The sequence below is a fragment of the Mesorhizobium sp. WSM2561 genome (assembly GCF_000513915.1).
GTDB classification, from domain to species: domain Bacteria; phylum Pseudomonadota; class Alphaproteobacteria; order Rhizobiales; family Rhizobiaceae; genus Mesorhizobium; species Mesorhizobium muleiense.
The window spans coordinates 1-19,893 of sequence record NZ_AZUX01000036.1; the positions used below are offsets into that span (position 1 = coordinate 1).

19 protein-coding genes and 8 pseudogenes are annotated in these 19,893 nt (G+C 57.9%); 20 read left to right on the plus strand and 7 right to left on the minus strand.

Going from position 1 to position 19,893, the window contains the following annotated elements; genetic code table 11:
* Positions 1 to 247: 247 nt before the first annotated feature.
* Entirely contained in the window at positions 248 to 430 is a 183-nt protein-coding gene (locus tag M727_RS39260) for a hypothetical protein (RefSeq protein WP_051505716.1), read from the minus strand.
* Between the two features lie 683 nt (positions 431 to 1,113).
* Between M727_RS39260 and M727_RS37315 the strand changes: the two are divergent.
* The 18 genes and pseudogenes from M727_RS37315 to M727_RS0124885 form a co-directional block, all read left to right on the plus strand.
* A pseudogene (locus M727_RS37315) lies at positions 1,114 to 1,469 on the plus strand (NAD(P)H-dependent oxidoreductase); the annotation flags it as partial.
* Positions 1,470 to 1,568: 99 nt separating this feature from the next.
* Positions 1,569 to 1,819: pseudogene (locus M727_RS0124800) on the plus strand (ABC transporter); the annotation flags it as partial.
* A gap of 7 nt (positions 1,820 to 1,826) precedes the next feature.
* A pseudogene (locus M727_RS40405) lies at positions 1,827 to 2,084 on the plus strand (LLM class flavin-dependent oxidoreductase); the annotation flags it as partial.
* Positions 2,085 to 2,370: 286 nt separating this feature from the next.
* A complete protein-coding gene (locus tag M727_RS0124810) occupies positions 2,371 to 4,092 on the plus strand; it encodes a glycerophosphodiester phosphodiesterase family protein (protein ID WP_027154910.1) in 1,722 nt (573 codons plus the stop codon).
* A gap of 265 nt (positions 4,093 to 4,357) precedes the next feature.
* Positions 4,358 to 4,522: a hypothetical protein gene (locus M727_RS41730; protein ID WP_156941616.1), complete on the plus strand. Its 165-nt coding sequence runs from the start codon at positions 4,358 to 4,360 to the stop codon at positions 4,520 to 4,522.
* 598 nt (positions 4,523 to 5,120) lie between these two features.
* Positions 5,121 to 5,408 (plus strand): annotated as a pseudogene (locus M727_RS43200) (isocitrate lyase/phosphoenolpyruvate mutase family protein); the annotation flags it as partial.
* A gap of 19 nt (positions 5,409 to 5,427) precedes the next feature.
* Complete coding sequence (locus M727_RS37325) at positions 5,428 to 5,808, plus strand: hypothetical protein (protein WP_198032690.1); 381 nt, start codon at positions 5,428 to 5,430, stop codon at positions 5,806 to 5,808.
* A 139-nt stretch (positions 5,809 to 5,947) separates the two neighbouring features.
* A pseudogene (locus M727_RS40415) lies at positions 5,948 to 6,043 on the plus strand (mannose-6-phosphate isomerase); the annotation flags it as partial.
* Between the two features lie 627 nt (positions 6,044 to 6,670).
* Positions 6,671 to 6,826, plus strand: a complete 156-nt coding sequence (locus tag M727_RS39270; protein ID WP_156941617.1) for a hypothetical protein — start codon at positions 6,671 to 6,673, stop codon at positions 6,824 to 6,826.
* A 78-nt stretch (positions 6,827 to 6,904) separates the two neighbouring features.
* Positions 6,905 to 7,039 carry a hypothetical protein gene (locus M727_RS43835; protein ID WP_280944176.1) on the plus strand — a complete coding sequence of 45 codons (135 nt, stop codon included), beginning with the start codon at positions 6,905 to 6,907 and terminating at the stop codon, positions 7,037 to 7,039.
* A 667-nt stretch (positions 7,040 to 7,706) separates the two neighbouring features.
* Complete coding sequence (locus M727_RS41735) at positions 7,707 to 7,907, plus strand: hypothetical protein (RefSeq protein ID WP_156941618.1); 201 nt, start codon at positions 7,707 to 7,709, stop codon at positions 7,905 to 7,907.
* A gap of 27 nt (positions 7,908 to 7,934) precedes the next feature.
* A complete protein-coding gene (gene aepX / locus M727_RS0124855; RefSeq protein WP_051505733.1) occupies positions 7,935 to 8,843 on the plus strand; it encodes a phosphoenolpyruvate mutase in 909 nt (302 codons plus the stop codon).
* 43 nt (positions 8,844 to 8,886) lie between these two features.
* Positions 8,887 to 10,077, plus strand: coding sequence for an aminotransferase class I/II-fold pyridoxal phosphate-dependent enzyme (locus tag M727_RS0124860; protein ID WP_027154912.1), 1,191 nt, complete (start codon positions 8,887 to 8,889; stop codon positions 10,075 to 10,077).
* A 39-nt stretch (positions 10,078 to 10,116) separates the two neighbouring features.
* Positions 10,117 to 10,896: a phosphocholine cytidylyltransferase family protein gene (locus tag M727_RS0124865; protein WP_027154913.1), complete on the plus strand. Its 780-nt coding sequence runs from the start codon at positions 10,117 to 10,119 to the stop codon at positions 10,894 to 10,896.
* Between the two features lie 24 nt (positions 10,897 to 10,920).
* The gene (locus tag M727_RS0124870; protein WP_027154914.1) at positions 10,921 to 11,529 is read left to right on the plus strand and encodes a CDP-alcohol phosphatidyltransferase family protein; all 609 of its coding nucleotides are present in this window, start codon (positions 10,921 to 10,923) and stop codon (positions 11,527 to 11,529) included.
* Complete coding sequence (locus M727_RS37335) at positions 11,529 to 13,154, plus strand: aminotransferase class V-fold PLP-dependent enzyme (protein WP_051505719.1); 1,626 nt, start codon at positions 11,529 to 11,531, stop codon at positions 13,152 to 13,154. Before M727_RS0124870 ends, M727_RS37335 begins: the two co-directional genes overlap by 1 nt.
* Positions 13,151 to 13,951: an SDR family NAD(P)-dependent oxidoreductase gene (locus M727_RS0124880; protein ID WP_051505720.1), complete on the plus strand. Its 801-nt coding sequence runs from the start codon at positions 13,151 to 13,153 to the stop codon at positions 13,949 to 13,951. Before M727_RS37335 ends, M727_RS0124880 begins: the two co-directional genes overlap by 4 nt.
* A 483-nt stretch (positions 13,952 to 14,434) precedes the next feature.
* Entirely contained in the window at positions 14,435 to 15,277 is an 843-nt protein-coding gene (locus tag M727_RS0124885) for a class I SAM-dependent methyltransferase (RefSeq protein ID WP_027154916.1), read from the plus strand.
* Positions 15,278 to 15,485: 208 nt separating this feature from the next.
* Here M727_RS0124885 and M727_RS43205 read toward each other — a convergent pair.
* Both M727_RS43205 and M727_RS0124895 read right to left on the minus strand, forming a co-directional pair.
* Positions 15,486 to 15,584: pseudogene (locus M727_RS43205) on the minus strand (IS3 family transposase); the annotation flags it as partial.
* A 297-nt stretch (positions 15,585 to 15,881) separates the two neighbouring features.
* A pseudogene (locus M727_RS0124895) lies at positions 15,882 to 16,046 on the minus strand (transposase domain-containing protein); the annotation flags it as partial.
* Between the two features lie 226 nt (positions 16,047 to 16,272).
* Here M727_RS0124895 and M727_RS40430 point away from each other — a divergent pair.
* Positions 16,273 to 16,645: pseudogene (locus M727_RS40430) on the plus strand (transposase); the annotation flags it as partial.
* A 35-nt stretch (positions 16,646 to 16,680) separates the two neighbouring features.
* Positions 16,681 to 16,866 (plus strand): hypothetical protein, encoded by a 186-nt coding sequence (locus M727_RS0124905; RefSeq protein WP_027154919.1) that lies wholly within the window; start codon positions 16,681 to 16,683, stop codon positions 16,864 to 16,866.
* Positions 16,867 to 17,083: 217 nt separating this feature from the next.
* Here the strand turns inward: M727_RS0124905 and M727_RS0124910 are convergent, their stop codons facing one another.
* The 4 genes from M727_RS0124910 to M727_RS41740 all read right to left on the minus strand — a co-directional run bounded on the left by M727_RS0124910 (position 17,084) and on the right by M727_RS41740 (position 19,860).
* Positions 17,084 to 17,404 carry a hypothetical protein gene (locus M727_RS0124910; RefSeq protein WP_027154920.1) on the minus strand — a complete coding sequence of 107 codons (321 nt, stop codon included), beginning with the start codon at positions 17,402 to 17,404 and terminating at the stop codon, positions 17,084 to 17,086.
* A gap of 131 nt (positions 17,405 to 17,535) precedes the next feature.
* Positions 17,536 to 17,862, minus strand: coding sequence for an NIPSNAP family protein (locus M727_RS0124915; protein ID WP_027154921.1), 327 nt, complete (start codon positions 17,860 to 17,862; stop codon positions 17,536 to 17,538).
* A 74-nt stretch (positions 17,863 to 17,936) separates the two neighbouring features.
* Positions 17,937 to 19,013: an FAD-binding oxidoreductase gene (locus tag M727_RS40435; protein WP_198032691.1), complete on the minus strand. Its 1,077-nt coding sequence runs from the start codon at positions 19,011 to 19,013 to the stop codon at positions 17,937 to 17,939.
* Positions 19,014 to 19,239: 226 nt separating this feature from the next.
* Positions 19,240 to 19,860, minus strand: coding sequence for an aminotransferase class I/II-fold pyridoxal phosphate-dependent enzyme (locus M727_RS41740; protein ID WP_027154923.1), 621 nt, complete (start codon positions 19,858 to 19,860; stop codon positions 19,240 to 19,242).
* Positions 19,861 to 19,893: the final 33 nt, after the last annotated feature.

Genomic DNA, 19,893 nt, shown 5'->3' on the forward strand with positions numbered 1-19,893 from the left:
CACCTTGCCACGTGGGCGCGAATATTGTGCCGTCGCAATGGCCTCGATCAACAAATCCAGGGCCGCACGGGATTTGCGGCTCGTGTCATCGTCGCCGCCGAGATAGTGATAGGCTCGATCAAGATGCAACCAGGCAGCCGCGAAATCTGTTGTCAATGATGCCTCCATCGTGGCGCTCCCCAAGGGAGCCGTGCCATGCGCCGACAAAACGAAACGGAAATATCCACAGCGGCCTTTAATTCAAAGTCTAGCGGTATGGCGTGCAGCCGGCGTTTCGAAGCGCGGCGAGGAGCAGGTCGATGTGCCCCTGGATGTCATTGCGCGCCTGTTCGCGCAGCGGCAGACGATCCCAGCTTTCCAATGGATCGACTAAGCTGGCGAGTTCACCATTGGCCGTGAAGGACACGACCGCCAGCCCGTCCTTGCTCAAGGCGAGGATTCCGGTTGTGCCGGTCGCATAGCGGATGGCCGCAATGCGCTGAATTGGGGATCACCGTCGACCCGGATCTCAAAGAGGAACCGCCCCGAAGTCTGGCGGGCTAGCCTGGCTGCCTTATCGCCAAAGCTCAGGGGCAGCATCCGAACGCTTGCGGCCGCCATTTCGAACAACAGAGCATCGAGGTCACCGTCTGCCGCCATGCGCAAATTGTGCGCGAAGCCGCAGCCAGCGCAATCAGGCCATGCAAGTTGTTCACAGCGTCAATGACGGGCTGGCCTCGCGAGAAGTCCAATGGCCACCGCAACCGTGACAGGCAGTTGCAAATTGTCATTGGCCTGCCGACCCGGTGAGTGCGATCGGCAAATTGCGGCGGACCTTCGGACGAGCGGCAGGGCGGTTTCAGGCAATGCTCCTTCGGGAGCGCCGCCCTTAAGAAGCGGGTCAATGGGATCATTCCGAATTGTTTTCCCTACCCAGCCCCCGGCAGTTCTGTAGCGGACTGTTATGTAACGGTCTGATGAGGTGGGCATTTCAGTTGCCTTGAGATCGCTGCATGATGGCCCCGCATCATCGGAACATGCTTCGAGATGGGCTCAACTCGGTACGATCGCTGATTTTTCGAGGGAGCGGCTGTTTCAGAACAACCGAGGCTATTGCGGATGTATTTCTACAAAATCATAGAAGCCGACGTTCTGGTCGTCGGCACGCCGACCTACAAGGGCAGCTACACCGGGCTGTTCAAGCATGCGATCGACCTGATCGATCCCGGCGCCTTATTGGGCAAGCCGGTCATCCTCACCGCGACCGGCGGCGGTGATCGCCATGCGCTGATCGTCGAGCATCAGCTTCGGCCGCTGTTCAGTTTTTTAAGGCGCACGCTTTGCCGACGGCAGTCTACGCCGCCGATCGAGACTTCGTCGACTACCGTCTCACGGCCGAACCGATCCGACAGCGTGCACAACAGGCAGTCGCGGAGCTGGCTCCCATTGTCGGCGCGGCGAGAGCGCCGGCCGCGATTGCAGCCGAGTAGCCGCTCACGAGTGCCTCGCAATGACGATATCGAATGCATGAGCAAGGCTGGACAGCAGTCCGACCGGTTCCCGCGGTCAAACCCGAAGAGGAAATAACGATGAAATTCGCAAACACTTTGAAGGCTGCGCTGTTCAGTCTGCTTGCGCTCGGACGCGGTCAGCGGCACGGGATTGCCCAGGCAGACGCTCCTCTTCTTTCGAAAGTGCCGCCAGGAACCGTCCTGACGATCGGTGATCCGGAGACACAGAAAGCGTTGGAATTGTCGGGCTCGACAAGGAACTGACCTTGGAGGTCAATTGGGCCAACATCAGTGGCGGCCCTCAGACTTCGGAAGCATTCCGCGCCAACAAATCGCATGAGCAGCAAATCCGAGTTTCTTTGGTACATCCCCAACGAGGTCAGGTCCGGCCATCGCGGCGATTGCGTCGTCGAAGATCACAATAGCCTGCAGACATTGGCGAGCCATGCGAAGGCGCTGGAGGATAATGGCTGGAAGGGTGCATTGATCGGCACTGGGCTGGGGCCGTCCTGACACTTTCACGCTTGCGGCTGCCTTGCAGCGCAGACGACCTTGTTCGAACCCCTGATCGCCATCCGACCGGGGTACTGGCGGACGCCGGCGCTCGCAGCGGCGACTACGAGCGCTACCACCTGAGCTCAGATCGGTCCTTGAAGGGACCGCAGGGTTGTCGGCCGATTGCTTGACCATTGACCTCCAACTCGGAGCCCCGAGAAAGCGGAATTCGACCACGTTCCGTCGTCTGGCATCAAACGATGTCGGATATGCGACATGGCGTATCAGCATTGGCGTCGTTATGTTGTTGTTCTAAGGCGACTCTCTGGTTTGGCACGGCACGTGCTTGGCTCTCCGCAGACGCCCGGCCCGAGGAGAATCGCCCATGATCAGGCTCACGGACAATGCCGTTGCCGCCGTCAATGTCCAGTCAGCGACGAGAGCTGGAAGCGACATTCTGAACCGACTGCGAAAGCTCATGTTAGCGCGATCGACAGTTCATCTCAACTCTCGCAACATTTTCCCCCTGGCTGCGCGCCGCTGGTGCAAGCATCTGGTCCGCTTAGGTTTCATTGGGACCATGGTTGTCGCCGCAACCATGGCTGGCGCGGTGGCTGACCCTTCTATGCTTGTCGACCGTGCCACCAATGCTCTCGCAGGGGACAAGACGAAGGCTAGCATGCAAACCCGGGTGCAGCGGGGCGGCAAGCCCATCACTCCATCGGTTCCTGCATGCGGCGAGACGACCCGAAAATTTCGCTCCAATGATCCGGACGATCCAGTCGACGGCACCGTCAACCAGTCCATCACCGAGTGGTTAGCCGCCGGCAACAAGGCCGATTGGAAACCCAACTTTGGTCTGGACAGTCCTGCTCTCGGGGACGCAGAGTACGAAATCGGCAGCTCCAGCTATGGGAAGGATCTTTTCCTAACCGGAGCCGAGACCGACGGCCGTGGCATCGATCCGCATAGGAAGCAGATACTGCCGCACCGCGGCTTGTTCGACAATTCCAAGGGCATTCTCGAAAACACCATTTCAGCCGCTGACAACGCGCTCAAGCATGGTTTCCATGCCATTGAACTCGATCTTCGCGCCGATAAAAACGGCCATGCCTGGATGACGCATGACACTACACTGGGGCGAACCACCGGAGATGAGAAAAATTGCCTGATTTCCGATGTCTCCACCGAGGGAATCAAGAGCATGAACCTCTCGATATGGAATCCTATCACTAATCGGCGTATGCCGGCGCTTGATCGCGACGGCAATCCACAAAAGATGGAAGATCTGCAGAATATTATCGATTACGTTCGTGAGAAGAATAGCAACGGCGATGAATTCAACGTGATCATCGATCCCAAGGACGAGGTATCGACGATCGCGGCAGTCAAGTCGCTCTCGGCGCCCGAGAATTCTGACGTACGCAGCCATCTCGGCATAAAGATCTATTCGACCTATGTGCCGACTACCGACCGCGTTGTTGCACATCTGGTCAAAAAGAAAACCCGTGTACTTGACGTGTTGGAGCAGGCTAATGTCACGGTCCAGCCGGACAACAGACTCAACCTGATCCCGGTCCTCATCAAGGCGGAAGACGTGCAGTCTTCTCATATCGACAATGATTCGGTGACCCAGGCCGGCGATTGGCTGATCTCCTTCGATAGGCTGGGCGACCTCACCATGGTCGAAATCTGCCGCTACAAGGGAACCGACACCTTCGACGAGATGAACCGGGTGGCCGCGACTTTCCAGGCAGCAGGCGAGAAGTTCGTCAGCACACCTCTCACAATGTCATATATCTCAGAAGCGTTCTCCGTTAACGGCCAGAAGTTTTACTATAGCGCTGAGGGCGTGCCGATCGCCCTAACGGGCCGTCTGGACATGGATTTTCGCGCCACTTTCGGCGCGCTGCTGCCCTATGCCGACGTGCTGGTGTCCGACAATCCTTATCTGGAGACACTCTATGCCGCCGACTTTATCACCGGTGGCAATCATGCGGATTATACCTTCCCGATGGACTCCCACTACAACCCGGCATCCATCATCGACGCACCGAAGGTTATCACCGGCAAGCCAAGCTGGATGAACGATCCACATCGTAGGTGAGGCTCTGGTGCCTCGCCTTGATGATCAGCGCCATGATCGTTGCACGCTTTACGCAACCCTGCGAAGGATATGATGAGCTGGCCAGTCGAACTACCGGAATTCGGAGCGTGATAGGACGCAGATGAGGTTGGGCGTGACCTGACGCGTGGTGATCACCTCGGTTATGGTCGTTGAGCTTGATGCCGGATCTTGGAAATCGGCGTGGCGGCGGCATTTTGCGCCACCTGGCCGTTATGCGAGCATAGTTGGACCCTGATGCCAGGAAATGACGGGCAAGATTGCAGGCGAAGTTGGTCAATGCCAATCTTCGTCCTACCCTGCGATGCCGATCGTGCGGTCAGGCCGTGCGGGATTTCTGCTGCGCGAAGACGTGCTCGGCGAAAGCGCGGATCTTGGTGCGGCGGCTGTTTCGTTGCCACTGATCATTTAATTATAAGAATCCTGAGCGCAGGATATTCATCTGGTCGTTGGAACATTTTAGTGCATGCGCAACGTCGGACTTCTCCCGATCACAAGCGAAACCAATACACTTGAGTCAGAACGTCGTCGGCGCCGAAGAACAGCCCGGTTGCGCAGGTAATCTCCTGCAACCGGGCTGTTCGCAGCAATTTGGAAGAAGCCACGACATCGTCGGACATCGGACAGCGCGGGCCGGTTGAATGGGGCGCGGGAATTCCGCTCCCGGACGGAGGAATTCCGTCCCCTATTCCTTGGAGAATGCCTGGAAATCGACACTACTGCCGGGTTTGTCACGTGAGTGACACGAACCGTTGGCGCGGCTCCCTGACGCGCATTCATCTAAGTCACTGAAAACTACGTAGAAAATTCTTGTAGGCTCCTTGTGCGCAGTTGGCACAACTTTTGAAACTCCCTTGTAGCGCGGTGACAGAAGCTGCCGAGCGACATTCATGTCGCGGACAATATAGGGATTGATTGAAGGGATGAAAGGACATGTCAGGTCTGCGTCGGATCCACATATCGGAAAAGAAGCATCACCTGCGGATTCGGGCGGCTGTGCAAGCGAAGGTATACCTACGCTCCGTGACCTCATTTGCATACATGACGAACCATCATTCCTAATGGAAGCCCATGATGCGCTCTCCGCGGCGATCGCCCAGCGGGCAGGTTTCAAGGCGCTTTGGGCGTCCAGCCTTTCGATTTCCTCCAGCCTCGGCTACCGCGATGCGAACGAAGCCTCTTGGAGCGAAGTGGCCGATGTCGTGGAACGTATGGCTCGTGCTGCCAACATTCCTATTCTCGTCGACGCTGACAGCGGCTTCGGTAATTTCAACAACGCTCGCCTTGTCGCCGCCCGTCGCTCCCTTCGAAGCGTCGATGGAAGGCTCGGCCGTCATTTTGAATGATCACGGCCATATCGCGGAATTGAGGATGGGACAGACCGCTGAAAACCTGACGGACGGTTCACCGCAGCTGTTCAAGACCATGAACCTGATCCGCTTTTCCGGCGAGGACCTGCGCACCACAATTGTCCCCCATCTCGACGATCTCATGGGTGCTGGTGCCGTCAAGTCCTACTGCGAGGAGCTGCTGTCTCAGCTGGTTCAGCAGAAGGAACTGCAGATCGCGGCAGTCAGGTGCGATGATCTCAAATGGGACGAGATCAACAGCGAGGAGGATCTTCTGATCGCTGAAAGGGTCTTTGCAACAGAGGGCGTGACGGCCGCGCAGCCCCTGGTAGCGGGCTCTGCAGGCTGAGCCCTAGCAGAGGCGGACAACAGACAGTGCGATCGAGAACTCGGCTTCTCCCTGCGGCTGCTTCAGTCTGGCGAGAAGCCTCTCCAGGTCGCGGATCGCGCGATCGACACGTCCATGCCACAGCCGCCATTTCACGGCTCTGATGCGGTCGGGCCAAGACCCGGTGGTGGTCAATCTAGATATCGATCCAGTGGAACCGCCGGAGGAGGTGCTATGGAGGGACCCCATTCACTGATACGATGTCGGCAGTCTGGTCGAAGATCTAGGCTGACAATGCCCGGGCGCGCGTGAGGTTCGTTGAGAATGTCCCTTGCTTCACGAGCGCCGACCTGGCTGAACTTGCGGGCCATAGCGCCCGCAACAAGAGCGCGACAGGATCAAGATGGAATCGAGAAGAAGGTACTCTACGTGCAACAGGGCGGCCGCGAATTGTTGTCAGCCTTCCAGTTCAAGGACGGCAAGCTTGACCCGGCGGTCGCGCAGGTGCTTCAGGCGCTGCCGCTACAAATGAGCCGGTGGCAGATCGCTTTTCATGAAGGAACTCTTCCGTCCAACCACGGGTTCGACGAAACGAACCAAGAAAACCTCGACCGGGTGGCCTTGATCGTCGATGCGGCGCCTTCGTCTTCCCCGCCCCGCTTTCATCCCCGGATTGCGTCGTGGTGCTTCCCGACGGGACGGATTGCAAAAGGGCCGACGTGCGCACGAGTTCAATCCTGGCTTCGGCTCCTCAAGGTTCGCTCCCTTCACGAGTGCGGGCAAACAGGTTCCCGCAATGTACGCGGCGACTGCTTTCGGATGCGCCGCGTAGGAGTCGGTGTTCCACGATATCGACCCCTCCGCAGACTTCAAGACCGTCCCAATGAGCAAGGTCGGGGAACTCGCTGGCTCGCGCATCGCGATCGACCGTGACTTGAAGGTGGCGCGCCTCTTCCAACCCGATCTCAACAAATGGGGCATCACGCGCCAGTCATTGATCGATACCCCGCCCTCGTCATACCTCTCGACCAGGGCCTAGGCACAAGCGATCCACGATTCCGATCCGGCATTTGACGGCATGATCTGGACATCGCGACGCTTCGACGAAGAAAAATGCTTGATCCTATTCGGGACACGTGTCGATGAATCCTCGATCGACGTCCTTAGTTCCGATGATTTCGCCAGCACGCCAGATCTGCTCGACCGCCTCGTTGAACTCGGACGGCTTTCGGGCATCGTGCTGACCCTGTAACCGAACTAGATGTAACGGGCCTCTTTCGCGCCGGCGATCGAAGAGTTTTGGTCGAGACGGTCGATCAGTGAGCCCCAGCGCTTGCCGGACTTGAGGTTCTCTCCGTAGCCGCAAGGATTGACGCATGTTTGTTGGAACGGCTGGGTCGTCGAAGTGGTGTTCGCGGTTCCATAGGACCACATGCGAGGGAGCGATCTCATCCCATCCGCACAGGCGTCCTGGCAAGAACGCATCGCTGGAAGGCTTCGGGTGTTTGGACTTTGGATCAAGCTGCAGTACGAGGCGGCGGAAGGGTTCGTTTCGTCTTCCACACGGCGTGAAGAAATGACTACGCATAGCGGCGTCGAACAACCGCAGTTCAGGTCGAGTGCCTATCTCGGACCAAGCGACCTTTGGCTTCCCATAGAACTGTCCCCACGGGAAGCATGCTGGTCGATGATCTCGAGCATTCGGCGGATGATTTGTCGGTTCGGCCGTTTCCTTCAGATTTTCTCAGATTGACATATTCTTCGTTGCTTCAGATCTGCACCGTCTGTCGGCTTTGTCGGCTCCGCGACACAGCCATTGTTTAGCCGACCTTTTTTTCCCCGGCTAAATAGCTGAAAGACAATCACAAAGTTTTTCTTCAGCCCGATCAGCCAAATTGGCACGAGTTTTGTTCCCTTCGTTGAGTGGCGACAGCAACGCCGACCGACCGGCATTGATGGCGCGGGTAGCGGCGATGGAAGAAACAAAGGAAGGAAACGACATGTCGGATCCGCATCAGATCGCACTCGAATGGGAAGGCGGCGGCGGCAAGTCCACCACCTCCCAAAGTGCGCTCGCACCTCGCGAGGCCACCCGACGTGATTTTGTTAAGGACGCATGACAAATGAACAAGGCGATTTCATTTCCGATGAGCGCCGAAGTCTTGTCGGTGACGACATCATCGCCGACGCTTCGCGAGCTCATTCTTTCCCATGATCTAACATTTCTAATGGAAGCGCATGATGGCCTTTCGGCCGCTATCGCCGAGCGGGCGGGCTTCAAGGCACTTTGGGCGTCCGGTCTTTCGATCTCCTCGGCGCTCGGCTACCGCGATGCCAATGAGGCGAGCTGGACGCAAGTCGGCGATGTCGTCGAGCGAATGGTCGAGGCCACCAATGTTCCCGTCCTCGTCGACGGCGACAGCGGCTTCGGCAACTTCAACAATGCCCGCATCATCGCGAGGAAGCTGAAGCAGCGTGGAGCCTCCGGCATCTGCCTGGAGGACAAGGGTTTCCCGAAAATGAACTCGTTCATTGGCGACAGGCAGCCGCTGGCTGATATCGACGAATTCTCCGGTCGCCTCAAGGCAGTCAAGGATACGACCGGTCCCGATTTCGTCTTGGTCGCCCGCATTGAAGCCTTGATCGCTGGCCGCGGTCTCGATGAGGCGCTGGCGCGGGCGCACGCATATGCGAAAGCCGGCGCCGACGCGATCCTTATCCATTCCCGCCTGAGCGTTCCGGACGAAATTCTCGCTTTCGCGAAAGAATGGAACAACAAGCTGCCGGTCATGATCGTACCGACGAAATACTACCGCACGCCCGTGGCCGACTACCGGGCGGTCGGTATTTCCACAGTCATTTGGGCCAACCATAACATGCGTGCCGCGATCTCAGCGATGCGTCACGTGTGCGATCGCATCATTCAGGAAGAGAGCATCGCCGGTATCCAAGACGAAATCGCAACGCTCGATGAACTGTTCGAGCTAATGAACTACGGCGAACTCTCGGCGGCAGAGGAGAAATACCTTCCGCGGACAGCGAACGGTCAAGGATAGTCGCGGCAAGCGGTTCTCTCGAAAAAGATGGATGGAGACGCGCATGTTGGCGCAACGGACAAAGTTGTTCAAATCCTCGGGAACCGCCGCCGCCCGCGCGGCGGCGAAGGCCGCCGCCGATGCCGGCATGGAAATTGTTGATCTCACAGCCGGCGAGATCTGGAGCGATCTGGCACCGACCATCCGGGACGGAGCGATCGAGGCCATTCGACAAGGCCTTAACCGCTATACCGACACGATCGGCTCGATGGAATTGCGCGAAGCGCTTGCTCGGAAGGTATCGGTCGAGACCGGGCAGCTCTGGCTGGCCGAAGAGATCGCCGTGACGAGTGGCGCCAAGCAGGCTCTCTTCAATGTGGCCATGGCGCTGATCAATCCCGGCGACCAGGTCATCATTCCCGCACCCTACTGGACGACATTCCCGGCGCAGGTCCAGATCGCCGGCGGTACGCCGGTCCATATCGACACGCGAGGAAACGGCTACGTTCCGCGGATCGACGATATCCGACGAGTCGTCACGCCGCTGACCCGGGCCATCGTCGTCAACACGCCCGGCAATCCCACCGGCGCCGTCTATGACGCAGAGACCCTTGTGGCCATCGGTCGGTTGGCGGTGGAGCAGGACCTCTGGATCATCTTCGACGAATGCTACGCTCCCTTCACCTATGATGGTCATCGGCATCATCCGGTCGTGTCACTGGTGCCGGAGGTCAGGGCCCGGATGGTGATCGTCAATTCCTTTTCCAAGAGCCTGGCCCTCACCGGCTGGCGCGTTGGGTATCTCGCGGCGCCGAAGGAACTGATCTCGGCTGTCAAAGGGCTGCAGTCGCACACGACATCGAACCCGAATGTCGTCGCCCAGCACGCCGTGCAGCACCACCTCCGTGACGGAGATGGCACCTTTGAAGCCCGGCTCAGGGGGCAGCTGAAGGCGGCGCGGCAAGCGGGGCTTGCTGCCCTCTCCCAACTGCAGCGCGTACCGATACCCGAAGCACAGGGTGGGTTTTATTTCTACCTCGATCTCTCCAGCGTTTTGCGGCCGACCCTCGACGACGATCATGCCGAGACGTCCGACGACATCGTATCCGCGCTCCTAGCGCAGGCCGGCGTAGCCGGCGTGTCAGGCACAGCATTCGGCGATGCCGTAGGGCTCCGGTTCTCATATGGAATTCCGCCGGAGCTACTCGAAGCGGGCCTCGAACGGGTGGTCCGGGTCCTTAATGCCTGGATTTGACGGAATCGTCGCAGGAACCACATGGAGGGGTTTAGACAAATGAATGCAATTGCTCCGAGAAAGGCGGTCATTCTTGCCGCTGGGTCTGGCTCGCGTCTGCGTCCGCTTACCGATTTGCGGCCGAAGCCGCTGGTTGAGGTCAATGCCACGCCGATCCTGCACAACGCGTTGCGGAACCTCGAGGCCGTCGGCGTGCGGGAGGTGACGATCGTCGTCGGTTATCGACAAGACGCGATCCGATATTCCTGCGGCCGGCGCTTTGGCGATCTCGACATCGATTATGTTGAGTCCGACGTTTTCGATCGGACGGGCAGCGCTTACTCGCTGTGGCTGGCGCGCGATGCGCTTTTGGCCGGGGACACCTATCTGCTCGAAGGCGACGTGTTTTTCGAACCGGATGCGCTGCGCTCCCTGACACTGAGCGATGCAGACAATGTCGCAGCCGTCGCGCCGTTCAGCGCGGATATGGAAGGTTCCGCTGTCGTCCTGAAGAACAATGGTTATATTGCCGAGGTACGGATGAAGCAGACGGCAGCGAATCTCAACGATGGTTCGCCCGCTCTCTTTAAAATGATGAATCTGATCCGCTTTTCCGGGGAAGATCTGCGCCGGACGATCGTTCCGTATCTCAACGCCGTCGTCGCCACCGGCGCCGTCAAATCATACACCGAAGAAATCCTGTCGAACCTCGTGCGGCAAGAAGGGCTGCAGATCGCGGCTGCCAGGTGTGACGGTCTCAAATGGTACGAAATCGACAACGAGGCGGATCTGCGCATCGCGGAAGCGATGTTCATGACTGCACCGGAAATCGTCTGCTGACGACCAAGTATCGGAGAGTGGAAGATGCTTCGCTACCTCATTGATCTCGCCAATGCCATCACGATGGTCGGACTGCTGTGCTCCTCGATTGCTCTCTATTTCGCATTGGCGGGACACATCGAGCTGGCGGTCGGCGCTGCCCTGTGGGCCGTTCTCGCGGACCACCTGGATGGAGCGGTCGCGAGGAGGGCCCGAAACCGCCCGCCCGACATGGCGAAGATGGGCAAGAGCCTCGACGGTTTCGCTGACATCATCTACGGCGCCGTCCTCCCTGCGATTATTCTCGTGCAGCTGAATGGCGCGTCGGTCGTCTCCTTCTTCGTCGCCACGGCGTTGCTGCTCGCCGGTGCCATCCGCCTGAGCTACTTCGCGAACTTCGGAAAGTCAGATGATGGCCGGTTTTTCGGCGTACCGCTGTCCTACGACATTCCCTTGATGGCCGCCTTGATCCTCGTTCAGCCGCTCATGCCTTCGGGAACGTTCCTGCTGGCCGTGAACACCGTCTTCGCTCTTTTGTGTGTTGCTCACGTTGCGTCGGTTCGTGTGCCATCGCCGAACAGGGCCATGTATCTGGCGATCACGCTCTTCGCAGTAACCGCGTCGACGATCCTCGTTCAACGGGGAATGATTTGATGCGCCCTTTGCCCGTCTCGCCCTACACTTCCATCCTGGCTCCGCCCGAGCTCAGGTCGGCCGGGTGGATCTACCGGTCATTTGGCGTCGAACCGGTGATCAATTGCGCTGGCGTCCGGACGAACTACGGTGGGAGCAACCCGGCCGATGACGTCATCGATGCGATGAACGCGGCCGCCGATGCCTTCGTGGATCTCGATGAATTGGCTGAGGCAGTCGGATCGCGCTTGGCAGCCTTAACTGGAGCCGAGTGGGGGATTGTCACGTCCGGCTCCGCCGGCGGCCTGGCGCTTGCAACCGCTGCCTGCCTAGCGGGCAATGACCCCGAGCGGATGTTGCAGCTGCCGGACGCGGAAGGCTTGCCGAACAGGGTTCTTCTGATCTCGGATCAAAGAATTCCTTACGACCAGGCCGTTCGCATCGCCGGCGGAAAACCATTGATCGTCAGCACCCTCGACCACGCGAAACAGGCGATCGGAACCGGTCAAGTGGCACTAATTGTCGTCCTCGGTCGCAAGGCGCGCGGAGGGACCGCGATACCCCTCGCCTCGCTTGTCGCCCTGGCCTCGCAAGCGCAAGTGCCGATCTTCGTCGATGCAGCTGGACTACGCCCCGGCAACCCCGATCCGTGGTTGTCGAGCGGTGCCGACCTGGTTGTTTACTCAGCTGGAAAATATCTCCGTGGGCCGCAATCGACAGGCTTGCTACTGGGCAACAAGGCGCTTTGTTCTGCCGCGTGGTTCAATGGCCCGCCGCATCAGGGCGCTTGCCGCGCGCTCAAGGTCGGAAAAGAGGAGATCGTCGGCGCGGTCACCGCGCTTGAGCGGTGGTTCAAGGAGGGATCTGAGGAACGCGAGCGCGAGGCGTGGCGCCAACGCTTGGACCGGATGCTGGACAGCATTGGGAATATACCGTTCCTTAGCGCGACATTCTTGCTTCCTTCTGACTCTGTCACAGCGCTGAGGGTCCGCTTGGCGTGGGACGCAAATAGACTGGGAATCAATTCGCAAACGTTGATCGAGGCGCTGCTGTCGCGCAAACCTCGAATACTCATCCATGATTTTTGGGCAACGAACAACACGATTGTGGTTGACCCGTTCAATCTCACAGAGGAAGAGGCTGCAATCGTTGGAGAGGTCATTCGGAGCGAGCTTCTTTCTCCGCGTTCGGCTCCGAACCTGTCCCAAACGCCGCCGCACTACGAGCGAACGGGATCCTGGCTCTTAACGATCAAGTATCCGCGGCACCTCTCGGAACAGTCACTGGAGCTAGTGCAGGATGGGCACACGGTCTACGCGACCCATCGCACCGAGCGATCCGTCGGCCATGCCACTGGGCAGATGGTTGGCGACACCATAATGCTTCAGGCGCGCCACGAAGCCACTCCCATGGCGATCTACTACACGTTCGAGGGCAAGCTTCTTTCCAGAGATGGCGAGGGGATCGTGCGGCTCGGCGCGGCAAGCGAAGAAAACGATGGCCCCGTCTTTCGGCGGCAGTTCGGGACCGCAACCTGGACTGCGCGTCGAGCGGAAACAACGACAGTGAGCAAACTCGAGCTGTCAAAAATCAGGGAAGCCATGGCTGCAAACACTGCGTTGCAGATCGGAGCGCCAATTCGATGACTAGATGCATTACCTACACCTCCAGGCTGCCAATATTCGATCTCACCGGTAAGGTGGCGCTTGTTGTCGGAGGTTACGGGGCGATCGGATCGACCATATCCGAGATGTTGGCGGCGGCAGGTGCCAAATGCATTATCGCCGGCCGGAACGGAGGTCTCGCAAGATGTCTGGCCGATACGCTAAGCGCCCAGCACTACGATGCCGCAGGGATCGAGCTCGATGCCTGCGATGTCCAGGCAGTCCGTGACTTCGCCGGCGACTTGGCAGGGCGGCATGGTTCAATTGATATTCTCGTCAACTGTGTCGGGTTCCACAAGGAACAGAAGCTGCTCGACGTGACGGAGGAAGCGTTTGACGAGGTCTACGCGAAGACCTTGAGAGTCGGGATGTTTCTCTCGCAAGCCGTTGCCAAACACCAAGTCTCCGCTGCGACGGGAGGCAGCCAGGTTCATCTCCTCTCGGTCCGGTCCTCGCTCGGCTTCCGCGGCCGCGGCTACAGCGCAATGTGTGCCGCAAAGGGTGGGCTCGCTATTCTAATGAAACAGCAGGCCACGGAGCTCGCCCCGCATGGCATCACGGTGAATGGCGTTGCTCCTGGGGCAGTGCGGACGCGAAAGAACGACGAAGCGCTTCAGGATTTAGCAGCCTTGCAGCGAGCGGTTGCAAATATTCCCTTCGGGCGCCTAGCGACGCCGGCCGATGTTGGAGGTGCTGTACTGTTTTTGACATCGCCCTTGGCCAGCTTTGTTACGGGACAAATTCTATTTGTTGATGGCGGGCTTACCATCAGTTCGTAGCTAAGTGCTTGGTGATTCCGGCAAGACATGTCCAACGGTCGCTCTCAGCTTGGTGCCCGGTAAATACGTCTTGGGTGATATCATGAATCGTAACTTGAAGGACAACTCGGCAGCCAACTCGGAGCCTAACACAATTGATCTTGTCCGTAGCACTCCAATTTCTGCCGCCCTAATGACGGATTGGATTGACAGAGGGGGTATCGGAAAACCCTTGGACGCTGTACGATCTAAGGTGACCCGTCGCCAGCTATTGGCGGACGAAATCATTGGCGGTCTCGTCCAGTCACCACATCCTGAATCTATCTTCCAATGGGTGAAGATCCCAACGGGAGCGAGCTTGTAAGATACGCTGAGCGTGGCACGCGAGCGCGGCGTCGTACTGTTCTCTGGTGAGATGTTTTGCATCCGGCAGACAGTGAGCCAGCGCGATTTCGCGTCGTCCTCGGCTTGCGGTTGACCTGTTTTTGGCAGGAGGAAAATCCCATGACAGAAAATGTGAGTGTTTCTAGGCAGGCGAACAGCGAGTGGAAGGAATTCGGAAATATTGCGACCACCTACAACTCTAGACCGAACTATCCGGACGAGATATTCGTTCGGCTCAACGAAATTCTGGCATCGAACATTCCGAATGGTAAACTAGCGTTGGAGGTTGGGGCTGGAACTGGGATCTTTTCTCGCTCGCTTGCGCGATACCTTCCGGATAACTTTCGGGTCATTGCGTTGGAGCCATCGGACGAAATGCGGCTTGTTGCTGGAGAAGCGAGCAAGGAATTTCCGCGACTAGAATACCGATCCGGGATTGCAGAAGAATTGCCGTTCGATACATCCGTAGCCGATCTCGTCGCGGCTGCGAGTGCCGCTCATCGCTTCGACCGCCCGCGCTTTTTTGCAGAATGCAAGCGCGTGCTCGTGCCAAAAGGCGTACTCGTTCTGACGAACTACTCCCATGCTCGACGAAAAGACGGCACCTTTTCGGACGGCTACTGCAATCTGCTAGAGAAGGTGCTTCCCGGGTACACCCGGCATGCACATGCTAGTGGCCACGGTACTTACATTGAGGTGGATGTCTGCGGCGAAGCCATACAATCCACACATTTTGAATTGATTAGGAGCGACGAATATTTCTGGCCACTTTATCTCAGCCGAGACCAACTGTTTTCATATCTTGCGGCGTCTACTGTCTATCAACGGGCGCTGCGAGTGGTCCAGGAGCACAAATTAGCTGCAATGGTCGGTGATATCTTTGGTCATTTTTGCGATGAGCGAGGCGTCGTGAGCATGGGATGTTGCGCTGAAGCATCATACCTGCGCCGCATCCATGAGTGATGGACCTAACATTGCCTGCGGAGAGCTGAACGGCCAGCGCTCGGCTGGCATCTCAGTGTATCTTGCTACGCTACTGTCGACCGTCGGAGCGTTCGGCGGGTACATTCGTACCATCGTTGCCGTTGATTGGCGAAGAGGTGTTGGTTTTAGGTAAGCGATGGGCTCAGGACGTTGGGCCGTGTGCCGTTGCAGCCTCAGATGATGCTGGCATGACCCGCAACAGCCGCTTGGCATTGACGGTCGGCTTGCCCTCGAGCTGCCGTTGCCGGTTGATCTGCGCGGTGACACGTCGATAGCCGTAGGTCGGTCGGCCCGTCTGTCGATGATCGGCCTGATCTCGGCCAGGGGATTGGCATCTTCGGGTTTGCGATAGGGTCCGCGCCGGACAACTGGAGAGGCGGCGCGTTCGATGAGATTGGAGCGTGCTATGCCCAAGGTTTTAGCGATCGCGCTCACCGGGAACCGTCCTCGGCATCGTTCCAGGACACCAAGGGCAAGCTGTGTTTTTTTGGGCGAGCGACCTCGATCGCTTCCTTGAGGATCTCGTTCTCCATGGTCTTGCGGCCCAACATCCGTTCCAGGGTAAGCGCCAAGCTGGGGCCGTTCAGCTCTGGTAGTTCCATGGCATGAGGGCGTCGATGTCGCTGTTGGGCCAGCCGTTGGCGATGCGATCGAGGGTCTGGGTAAGCCAGGCGTGCGGATCGACCTGATTCATCTTGGCGGTGGCCAGCAGCGTTGCGATGGTGGCCCATGTCCGCCCACCGCCGTCGGGATGCTCAATCTGAGCCCCATGACGGTACTTCGCCAGATTCGCGCCGGCATCATCCCGCCGAGCAATATTGCAAGGGCGCACCTTGGGTCATCAAACGACGGGATATCGAAGATCCGCATCTGATCGAGCGCGTCAGGGCGTGCTCCAAGGCCCCGTCATCATCAAATCCGAATCAAAAGATCCTTGTCTTTCAATAATGTAGCGAGATGGGCATTATGACGTGGGACTAGGCGCATTAGGTGCGACTGCATTGCTCGCCGCTATCGGCAACGGGCAGCAGTTCCGCAAAGGCCCGTGATCTAGCGGCATGGCGGGGCTTGGTGCCCAGACAATACTCGACGGGAGGAAAACAGACGTTGTTGGCCATCAGCAAACGCGGCAACCGCTATGTGAGAAAGCTCCTGGTGCATGGAGCGCGATCTTGCTTTCGGCATCTGGACCAAACGCGCGATCGCTTGGGAAGCTGGCTCAACGGCCTTCAGTCTCGCATGCATCCGAACAAGGCCGTCGTCGCACTTGCCGCCAAGATGGCACGTATTGTCTGGGTGGTTTTAAACAAGCCGGGAGCACTCTACGAACGCAGAGATCCTGCCTGACGCTCGCGGCTCGATTGCAAGGCTCGGGAATCGTGATGACGGGCCGCAAGACCACGCGCAAGACGATGGTCGTGGCGCTCGCCCGCAAGCTGTTGATCGCGCTGTGGCGGCTCGTCACCGCGGGCGAGGGTCGTCCTGCGTCCGGTATGATGCGCCTTGTGGGGGTAAACAGGAGAACAACGCATAACCAATTGGCGGACCCCAACGGGCTCTGCCGATGACGATCCGAGGTGGCGGTAACCCGAATTCCCCCCCTGGCTTCCAGCCGTTGCTGAGAATAGGCCCCGCCGCCCCGGAGCTTCGCCGCCGATGCGTATGACTGCATCATGGTTCCGATCCTCACATGCGGCTTCACTCTCGGTAGTCCAGTCGGGCATGGCGCGCTTCCCTGATCACGAATCAGCACGCTAATAAATCTGCGACCAGCTCGAATCCCGCTCATCCGCGACTTTCTGACTCAGTAAGACTAGGTATTTCGAACTGTCCACCCTGCCCTGGGTTGTCCGGCAAGGCATCAGGGCCGGCCTCGTCGTCATTGATATCGGCCGGTGTGATGGCGATTTGTTCCACAATCGCTTTGTCGGCGTCGGCGCCGACATGAGCACATGAGCCTTGAAGCCGAGTGCCGCCGGTTTGCCCTTGTCCTTGTTCGGCTAGAGCAAGAACGCCACTGTTGGACGACAACATGCCGCCGTCGAAACGGGCGATGAGACTTGCCGCCGACAGATGACCAACCGGCCAGCGGGAGCGTAGGATCATTCATCGCGGGTGTGGTGTCCGGAAATGACTCAGATCGGCTTCGACGCCAAATCCTACGTCTTTCAATCGCTTGCACCACATCCGCCAACCTCCGTGGATTTTTCAGGCTACGTTGAAAAATGCTGCGTGAATTACCTCTCCGGTGAGAAGGAGGTCGGCTTCAGAATGGAGTTCGCAACCGACAGTACAAAAGCACCCTCACGTTCGGATTCTTGTCGAGCCGCGATCCACTTGGGATCATTCTGGAAAAGTGCCCACTTCTTCTCACGCTCGGCGAGCGTTTCCCAGCGCAGCAAATACATAAGCTGTTGATTCGAGCTTCCAATAACGGTCGTCCAGAATCCAACCGGCCGAATGCCGTGCTGCCGCCATAAGTGAAGGGTGACGTTTTCAAATCTCGCGAGCAACAGTTGCAACTTCCCTGGTACACACTTATATATTCGAAATTCGTATAACATAGACGTTCTCCTTCCACTTCTGGCGTACATCGTTCGCCCGGGTGTGGCATTCAGATTTGAAGCGGGCGCTACTTTCACACTTTGTTAAAACGCGACGGACGGTAGTGTTTTAACAACTCGTCTTCCGCGCCCAATATTTCCGAAGCGCAGAGCCGACCAAGAAGGGCGCCTAGCGTTATGCCGCTGTGGGTTGTGGCGACATAGGTGCGACGACGTTCGTCGAGCCACCCCAAGACGGGAAAGCCATCCTCGGGAACCGGGCGGATCCCAAGAACAGGCTCGGCGGTCCCAGCCTTGATGCTCGGGTACAGTTCAAAAACAAGCTGCGCCGTTAGCGCCGCTTCCTGCTCTGCGTTGTAGCCGTTTGGGACAAACGCACCGTGGTGCCCCCCAATCACCTGAGTGGGACTATGACTCCGGAAATGCAGAGATTCCGCGTAGATGACATGGGACAGTGGGCCTTGCGCAGCTGACGTTGAGATGAACATCACGCCTGGTTCGGCATTTACCGGAATCTTCACCCCATGATGTTGCATGAGCGCGGGAATCCCAATGCCCGCTGCCAATATTAGTTTGTCAGCTTGGATTGTAGCTGACTTAAGGTCGATACTCACGCCACGACGCGTAGTCGCATACCTGAGAACTTCTGCTGAAACATTCGCAATATGTGATCCACCGGCGTCGAGGAGGCACCGTGAGAATCTCGAGCCGTCACTCCACCCTTCAAGAGGAACTCGAACCACCGGCCCGACAACTCTTCCAGGGTTTAAACCGGGCTCCAGATATTTCGCAACATCACCTGGCTCGAACAACTCAAAAGGAACGCCGTGCTTTTCCAGGCGACAAATTCCCTCAACGAGTCTTGCATGCGTTCCGGCACCTTGGGCCCAACGCAGTGTGCCGACCTGATGAACGAAATCGATGGCGTTGATCTCCGAGGCAAGGCGCACTTGGTATTCGATTCCGCTTTGGCGAAGGAAGAAGTAGTGATCCGGTTCGTAATTGTATACATTTAAGCATCCAAAATTATTGCTTGTTGCGTTCGAATTATTGTTATGTACATCTATAACCGTCACATTAACATCTTTGAGGGCGAGATGGTACGCAATTGACGCTCCAAGAATTCCACGACCAATAACAGCGACATGCACCTCATCTATCTCCTCTTGGCACCAGACGTGCGTACTAATTCCGCCGCAACACGTATGATTTCATCAGTTATTAATCCCGCCGCTCGGGTCGAAAGGAACATTACCGCCGCGGCGACATCGACGGGCATTGCCATTAGAGCCAGTGGAATCTTGGCACCGGCGTCCGCGTAGCGCCCGGGATATTCTAGCAGCCTATCATTTTTTCTGATACGAACCGGTCCAAGGGCTACGCCGCTGACCGTAATTTTGCGTTCAGCGAGCTCGATGGCATACTGGCGCAATGCATGGACATGGCACCCTTGGCCGCGCAAAAGGCTGAGTATCCGCGCCCGCGATAGGCGAACTGTGATCGTAGAGATAGCCGGTGGACATGTCGCCTACCGCGACCCGAAGAAACTTGGTGACACGCGATTTCCTGACCGATAAATTGAGCCGCAGGCGCTTTACCGTGGAAGACTTCGTAGAAAGCAGTCTCTGATGCTTCGAGTACCGGCTCTTCGATGTGGAGCCCTATACAATTCACGAGAATGTCGAACACGCCGATCCGACGCACTACCCTTCCGATCTGCTCACGCATTGAGCTGATGTCTCGTGTTGATGACAATGGCCGGATCAGCGGCGTGATGACTTGTCGGATATCGTCGATCCGCGGGACGTAGCCGTTTCCTCGCGTGTCGATATGGACCGGCGTGCCGCCGGCGATCTGGACCTGCGCCGAGAATCTCGTCCAGTAGGACGTGGGAATGATGACCTGCTCGTCGGGATTGATCAGCGTCATGGCCACATTGGAGAGAGCCTGCTTGGCGCCATCTGATGCAGATCTGACATGTCGTTTCGTTCCTTTCATCCATCGCCGCTACCCGCGCCATGAATGCCGGTC